The sequence below is a fragment of the Synechococcus sp. RC10A2 genome, assembly GCF_047502605.1.
The window spans coordinates 1-2,111 of the sequence record NZ_JANSHP010000113.1; the positions used below are offsets into that span (position 1 = coordinate 1).

Below are 2,111 nucleotides of genomic sequence, written 5' to 3' on the forward strand. Positions count from 1 at the left end.
GCTAGCGGGCTTTTCCGCCCCGCACTCAAGTGCGGGGCTACCAAGCTATCCTTTTTTGTGAGCGTTAGCAACAACGGCGCCAAGCACGTCGATCCGGTTGTCACTCAACCCGGCTGGATCCCTGACAGGTGGACAAAGCACCCTGGCAGTTGCCTACCAGAGCAAACCTTAGCACCCGAGTCTCTTTCCACTCAGCAACAACAGCAAAGAAGTAGAGCATCAGCGCGAGCAGAGGGATCAGCGACGACGCACCCTATCTCTTTGGCTGACGAAGACGATGGCGCCGAAGAGAAGCCCCAGCACCACTGCGCCGTACACCAAGCTCCAGAGAAAATTAGCCAGTGAGGGAGTCATAAAAAGAGTTTCCTCCTCGTGCGACTATCAACCACTCAACTATTTCCCGATTATACTGGTCTTTGTCGCTCAACCCAGAGACAGACGCATTGCCGACTATTTCGCCTGGTACTCTAGGGGCACCTCCTCTAGGGTTTGGCTGGTGCCGGCGAAGGGGTTATCTGGAGTTAAAAAGAGCATACAGTGGCATTCCTTTCGCTCCCGCATGGGTACACAGGGGCAGTTCCAATAGCCGGCTTTCACTTCCGCCTCTTTGTCTTCATAAAAACGACAGGGGCAGAGCGGAGCGCCCAATTGCTCTTTGTGCAGAGCCAAGCCCTCGATCACCGCTGTCGTAATCGTAGGATCAGAGCAGAAAAAAGTGTCGGTACGTTTGGCGTAGGTTTCTGCGAAATGCCGCATCACCTCAAAAGTCTTCTGGGAGGCCTTGTTGTAACCACGACTTTCCATGACGATTCTCGGAAGGGAACTGACCGGCTGTTGCTGGTAATGAGGCTCACAGCTTCTTCCGGCCACACTTTCTGAAGTTAATACAGATGTGCGTATGCCGGGATCCTGCTGATTCTACAGACCTCCCCCGAAGTCGGACAAAGCTGTATCTTGCTCTTCGTTGTACTGCAGACTTTTAGAGAAGACAAACAGTGACAGCCGTGCTGTTACACAAGGCAACATTGTTTGGACTTGGCAAGACCCCGCCCTAGGGTACTCTACAGGATCACGCTGACCGGGATCCCTTTTCTCAGGGCACGACCAGCACCGGGCAGGGAGCAAGGTCGATGAGGCGGTGGCTGACGGAGTTGTTCTGCCCCTCGGCAGACAGGCTGAGGCTGCGGGATCCCATCACGATCAGGCTGATCTCCAGCTCGTCCGCCACGTCGCAGATGACGAAGGGTACTTTTCCCTCGCGATACTCGCTCTTGACGCTGTTGATGCCGATTTACTGCAGGCCCAGCTCCGTCTGTTTGGGCAGGTTCTGAATGTTCTGCCGGGCTTGTTCTGCTCGCTCCGCGTCAAGCTCCATGTTGTCCAGTACCGAGAGCAAGTACACCCGACTTTTGCAGCGCTGCGCTAGGTCTGCCACCAAGGGCAAGGCGTGGCTGGTCTCGCGCGAGTTGTCGATGGGAAAGAGCAGCTTGTCGAACCTAGTCGCGGATCCCCCGCTTAAGCCCGGCTCGACCCCTCCCATTTTACTTCTAGCGGGGAGCCGGGTGGACGCCGTCTCTCTGGGGGCGCTGTGGGCGGCGATGAGATCCCTATGGCATGAGAGCTCTTTCTGTCTGTTTGGAGGGTTAGAGCCACCAACAATCTGCGGGGGTTGGGGGTTGCTGACAAAACTCGCAGTTGAGCTAAGGACAAAGGCCAGTCTTTCAGGCAAGGCTGGTCTGCAATTGCTGCAGCTTTTGCCAGAAATCCATGATTTTCAAGTTGACCAAACTTGGAAAAGAATAGTGAAAAAAGTGTCGCCCCCCAGGACAAAACCACATTTGATCCCCTGGCTTTAAGTAGTTTCCCCACTGCTCCAGCGAAGCAGGATCCACAATGGGATCATCCTCGCTGGCGCAAACCAACATCGGCACCGGCACTTTCTGGGCTGGAATCGCTACCACCTGAAATAGGGAATGAGGTATGGGGGAAGTGTCTAAATCTTTAGCCAGGGCGCGGGAGAGTGAGCGCGCTCGCCACTGTTCTGAAGCTGGCAGAAGGCTCTGAGCTATACGCACCAGGAGCTGTTCTCGGCTACAGCAAAACATTTTTCG

3 protein-coding genes and 1 pseudogene are annotated in these 2,111 nt (G+C 55.0%); all 4 read right to left on the reverse strand.

The genetic code is table 11. The annotated features are described in order from the left end of the window. Positions 1-237: 237 nt before the first annotated feature. Positions 238-354, reverse strand: coding sequence for a photosystem II reaction center X protein (locus NW848_RS15550; protein WP_011431389.1), 117 nt, complete (start codon positions 352-354; stop codon positions 238-240). A gap of 96 nt (positions 355-450) precedes the next feature. Further along, on the reverse strand, positions 451-804 hold the full coding sequence (locus tag NW848_RS15555; protein ID WP_011431390.1) for a ferredoxin-thioredoxin reductase catalytic domain-containing protein: 354 nt from the start codon (positions 802-804) through the stop codon (positions 451-453). 289 nt (positions 805-1,093) lie between these two features. Then, a pseudogene (locus NW848_RS15560) lies at positions 1,094-1,540 on the reverse strand (universal stress protein). 181 nt (positions 1,541-1,721) lie between these two features. After that, entirely contained in the window at positions 1,722-1,961 is a 240-nt protein-coding gene (locus NW848_RS15565; RefSeq protein WP_414511358.1) for a hypothetical protein, read from the reverse strand. Positions 1,962-2,111 lie beyond the last annotated feature (150 nt).

Coding starts and splice junctions, on each gene's coding strand:
- NW848_RS15550 (WP_011431389.1), bottom strand. CDS start 354: ATGACTCCCTCACTGGCTAATTTTCTCTGGAGCTTGGTGTACGGCGCA.
- NW848_RS15555 (WP_011431390.1), bottom strand. CDS start 804: ATGGAAAGTCGTGGTTACAACAAGGCCTCCCAGAAGACTTTTGAGGTG.